Below are 4,851 nucleotides of genomic sequence, written 5' to 3' on the forward strand. Positions count from 1 at the left end.
CTGGAAGACGACGAAGGCGCTGGGGGAACTTGCGACCTGACGGTGAGTGTTGGCGCAGGACAGCAGGGTTTCGCGGACCAGCTTCAGGTCGGAGTCCGCCTTGACGCCGACCTTGATGTCGACCCGGCCGAACTTGTCCTTGAAAGTCCAGTTCAGCACGGCCTTGGATACCAGTTCCGAATTGGGAATGATCACCGACGCGCGCTGGAACGTTTGAAGCTCGGTGGCGCGGACGCTGATCCGCTTCACCACGCCTTCCCTGTCGCCGACGATCACCCAGTCTCCGACCTTGATCGGCCGCTCGACCAGCAGGATCAGCCCCGCGGCGAAGTTGCTGACGACGTTCTGAAGACCGAAGCCGATACCGACTGATAATGCACCCGCTACCAGGGCGAGGTTGGAGAGATCGAGGCCGAGCGCTCCGATCGCGACCAGCATCGCCATGATGAAGCCGAAATACCCGACCCCGGTCCGAATCGAGTTCTGGACCCCAAGGTCGATCTGGAGCCGCTGAAGCACCCTGACGTCCAGCATCCGCTGGATGTAGCGCGTTACCATGACGGCCAGCGAGAACAGCAGGGATGCCGCGATCATATCGGCGGGCGCCAGCCGGACGCCGCCGACCGTCACGCCATGCATGAAGGCCGAGAACATTCCTTGAAGTTCGGCCCAGTCGATGCCGCTCAAGGGCAGCAGCAGGGCGCCGCCAGCAGCAATCAGCAGCGCATCGATCAGGACGCGCCCGATCCAGCTAGCCGCTTCCACGCCTTTCCGGGACCGCACCAGCAGCAGGCGAACCTCGGCGGCCAGTCCTTCCTCGCTCTCCATCGCCATGCTCAGCAGTTCGCGGGCGACTCCGCGGATCAGCAGCAGGATGCCGGCAGCCGCGACCGTAGCAAGCGAGAGCTGGGCGACATAGATCGAGAAGTTGCGATAGCCGGCCAGTGAAGCTCCGAGGGCCACGAGGGACGCCGCACCGGCCAGATAGCGGAGATCGATCCAGGACGCGCGGAAAGCGCCGGGAGACGAGGCGCTGGGCATCGCCGACGCATCGCTGATGGCGCTCTCCGTCGATGTTTCCCGCTCGATCGGCAAGGTGCGCCACAACTTGCCCGGAAGAAGCGGCAGGATGGTCGCGGTGGCCAGGAACAATGCCGCGAATCCTGTCACCGACTGGAGTTCGGGGGGCGACAGCAGCCTGCTTTGAAGCGCGATGGAAGCGCCCGCGACAGCACTGCCCAGCGCGAACAGGGTTATCCGCCACGTCAGGCGGCGGGCGGACGCCGGATCGATCCCGTGCAGCCGCCAGTCCGGCCGGTTCGGCGCCAGGACGGCGTTGCCCAGTCCCGAGAAGAACAGATAGATCGAGATGCCGCCGGATGCCGCGATCGTAAACGCGTGAAGGGGTGCCGTCTTGCCGTCGCTGCCGAGTGTCGCCAAGACCGCCATGGTCACGCCCAGCACCGGCAGGACGGTCAGCAGGCAGCGGCCCGCGGCCTCGGCCGCCATGGCCATGACGCGCTGGCGGCGGGTGGGAGTTGCCGCCGGGGTGGGGCCATGACCGAATCCGGATCTCAGCCGCCGTCGCAGAGGCCAAGCGACGCCGACGGCAAGGAAGAAGGCGCCCGTCAGCTCGATCGCGTGCTCCCGCCATCCCTGTTTCGCCATCTCAGCGTCGATGGCACGGATGACACGGTCACGAAGAAATTCAACCTGGGCCGGAAGACTGGTCCAGGTTTGCGGAGCGAGCGGCAAGGCGCTCCGGAGCATCAGCGCTTCGGTGAACTGCCGCATCCGCTTGTCGGCGGCAGATTCCATCAGCATGTCCGCCTTGGTGGCCATCAGCTCGGCTTGGCGGCGATGCCCGTCGAGTTCAGCGATGATCCTGGTCAGGCGTGTCCGGTCGGCGGCGACAGCCGGAGACTCCGGCGGCGAGCCTTCGGCCGGCGCACTCCCCAGGGCATCGGCAAGCAGCTGGCTGTCGCGGAGTTCATCCGAGGTTCCTGCCGATACACGGCGCGCCTCCTCCGACACGGAAGCCAGCCCGGCACGCAGCTCCTCATACTCGGCATCGTCGAGGCTGCCCCGGCTCAGCCGCCCGGCGATCCTGTCGAGGGCGGCCTGCCAGCCGGCGAGCATGGTCTTGAAATCGGGCGAGGGCGCCTGTGCCGAAACGATGGCGGGCAAGCAGCCGAGAAGAATGGCGAAGACGGCAATTCGTAGAACCTGGGCCGGACGAACCGGCCAGCCATAAAGAAGCATGCGCATCGAACCCCGGTACATCTTTTGGGGAAGTCGGAAATAATCCGGATGCGCAGGCTTATCACACTAAAATGGTAGTCCTGACAATCTTATGGCGACAATAATAGGTTTGTTTTCGACGATTATTCGTCCCGGCGGGCCGGACGGCGTTGCGGATGCGACGGCCGACCCGTACGGACGATAGCTCAGGATCAGGCGGAGACGGCCTGCAGTCGGCGGGTGGCGGGCATATCGCCGTTCATCGACTGCTCGGGGATGATGCCGTTGTTCATCGCCCAGATCGCGGCCTGGGTGCGGTTGTTGACGTCGATCTTCCGAAGCAGGGTCTTGAGATGGACCTTTACCGTCGCTTCGGTGATGCCGAGGCGATTGGCGATCAGCTTGTTGCTGGCGCCCATCACGAGGTGCTGGAGGATCTCGCGCTCACGCGCCGACAGGCCGCGCCAGGAACCCTGGGGAGCGGGGGCGGAGATCTGGGACAGCAGCAGCGCCGCGAGGTTGGTCGGGAACACCTTCTCGCCGATCACGACGAGCTGGAGCGACTGGATCAGCGCTTCCGGCGAAACGTCCTTCAGCAGGTAGCCGTCGGCACCGGCGCCCATGGCGGCCTTGAGCCGGTCGGCCGACAGTTCCGAGGCCAGGACGACGATACGGGAGTTCGGGAAACCGGCGCGCAAGGCTGCCAGGGTTTCGTCGGCATCGGCCGGATAATCGACGATCACAAGCTTGCAGGACTGCACATCGGCCGCCACGGCGTCTTCGATGGAGGCATACTCGCTGCTCAGACGAAAGGGGCTACCTGCCAGCAAGTGTTTGATGCCTTCACGGAACAAACGATTAGGCTCGATCAGAATGGTGTCTTGTTCGGTCATCTCGAAATCCCTCAATTCAGCGCATTGGTTCTTCATCTGCGAGCCTTGAATCCGCAAGAAAGTGCGTTTTCAGGCCGTTGGAGGCATTTGAACCCGCTCATTACGAGGGGTGTGTACCTCTCTTGAGCGCATAATGCTTGCTGCCTTTGTTGTGGTCAACATTTGTTTAACGGCTTTTTAACCGCTTTTTCGGATAGGTCCACGCGCCGGCGTTTACTTCCACCGGCCTATTACTCCATCCGGTGCTACGACGAAGGCAGGACTCAAGGCGCTGTCGGGCAGGGTGCCGCAGCATCCGGTGTGCCCTACGGGGTGCTCGTGACAATTCGGCGGGAACCGGTCGGATTGTCCGACGACCGTAGCCGAATTTTCACCCCAAGCCGATAGAAAGCAGCGCGCATACCAAAATAGCGGTAACCGCTCCGGCCATCAAATAGACCGGCGTGAGCCCATCGGTGTTGCGACTTTTGTTGGTTTTCATCGTGACCTCCAGCGTCCGGCTGTTGTGACACGTTGTGACTTATGGAAAATTTATCTTAGCTCCTGGAATAATCGATCGGCAACGGAATCCCGCAATTTAGGGCAGTCCGCCTGCCCGATTGGACAGTCCGCCATACCTTGCGCAACCGGAACAAGCATGTCCGGGCGTTGTTCTGGAAAATGCCGATGCGGTGCCGGCCGGCATCCGCAGCTTCCCAGACAAAACCCGACAGGATGCCCGTTCCATGCTCACCCCCGAATGGACTCCGCTGCTGACCGTGATCCAGATGATTTCCGCAGTGGCTTCGTGGCATCCGGAAACGGCCGGTCTGGACCGGCAGGATACCTTGTGCATGGCGCGCAACATCTACTTCGAGGCGCGTGGCGAAGGACCGCGAGGCCAGTACGCCGTCGCCGCGGTCACCCTGAACCGGGTGCGCGACAAGCGTTGGTCGGAGGGAATCTGCGGAGTCGTGTATCAGAAGAAGCAGTTTTCATGGACCAATACCCAACCGATGTCACAACCGGCCGAGATCAAGGATCGGGATGCGTGGCAAAGGGCGGCGGAAGTCGCCGTACTGTCGCTGAGCGGTCTGGCACCGGACTACAGCCAGGGCGCCACCCATTACGTGGCACCCAAGCGCCTGAGACGGATGCCGGTCTGGACAACGGCGATGGCGGTCAGTCACCGGATCGACGGGCACGTCTTCTTCGCGGACCGGAAGCCGGGAATGAAGGCATCGATGCCGCGCGGACCGCAACGCAACGCACCCCGAATCGCTGCGGTTGCCGTGGACGAACAGGGCGGATCGGTAACGGCGGCGCCGTCACTCGTTGCGGAAACACGCGCGCTGATCGAACGGCGTACGATCCGGCAGAATTGCGGATCTCTCCGCGTGCTGCCCCTTCTCAGTGCCGACGCGGCGGTACTCCCGGACCGGCGCAGCAGGCGGAACGCGCCTTCCGATCCCTGGAACGATCCGCTGGGAACCTCGATGGAGCGCAGGCTCAGGACGGGTGCGCGCCGGCTGGCAACGGCTTGATAGTTGCCAAGGAAGCACATGGGCATACTGAACCAAAGTATTGGTAACCTAAAGTAGCGTTGTGGGATGTAAGAATGAGGGTATCGTAAAAGTGTGGGTGTCGCCCGGCGGCGCTCACTACTTGGCCGGCCTGTAGGGCCGCGCCATCTATCCGGCGTCTCCCAGACGCGAAGCCTCCCTGTTCAACTCGCCGG

3 protein-coding genes are annotated in these 4,851 nt (G+C 63.1%); 1 reads left to right on the plus strand and 2 read right to left on the minus strand.

Annotation, left to right across the window (positions count from 1 at the left end):
* The coding region (locus AC5JJ6_RS41650) for a mechanosensitive ion channel domain-containing protein (protein ID WP_496047695.1) at positions 1-2,268 on the minus strand (2,268 nt) is incomplete at its 3' end.
* A 185-nt stretch (positions 2,269-2,453) separates the two neighbouring features.
* Complete coding sequence (locus tag AC5JJ6_RS41655) at positions 2,454-3,134, minus strand: LuxR C-terminal-related transcriptional regulator (RefSeq protein WP_496047696.1); 681 nt, start codon at positions 3,132-3,134, stop codon at positions 2,454-2,456.
* A 725-nt stretch (positions 3,135-3,859) separates the two neighbouring features.
* On the opposite strand from AC5JJ6_RS41655, the gene AC5JJ6_RS41660 reads away from it, so the two are divergent.
* Positions 3,860-4,657 (plus strand): cell wall hydrolase, encoded by a 798-nt coding sequence (locus AC5JJ6_RS41660; protein WP_496047697.1) that lies wholly within the window; start codon positions 3,860-3,862, stop codon positions 4,655-4,657.
* Positions 4,658-4,851: the final 194 nt, after the last annotated feature.

The sequence above is a fragment of the Skermanella sp. genome (genome assembly GCF_059503625.1).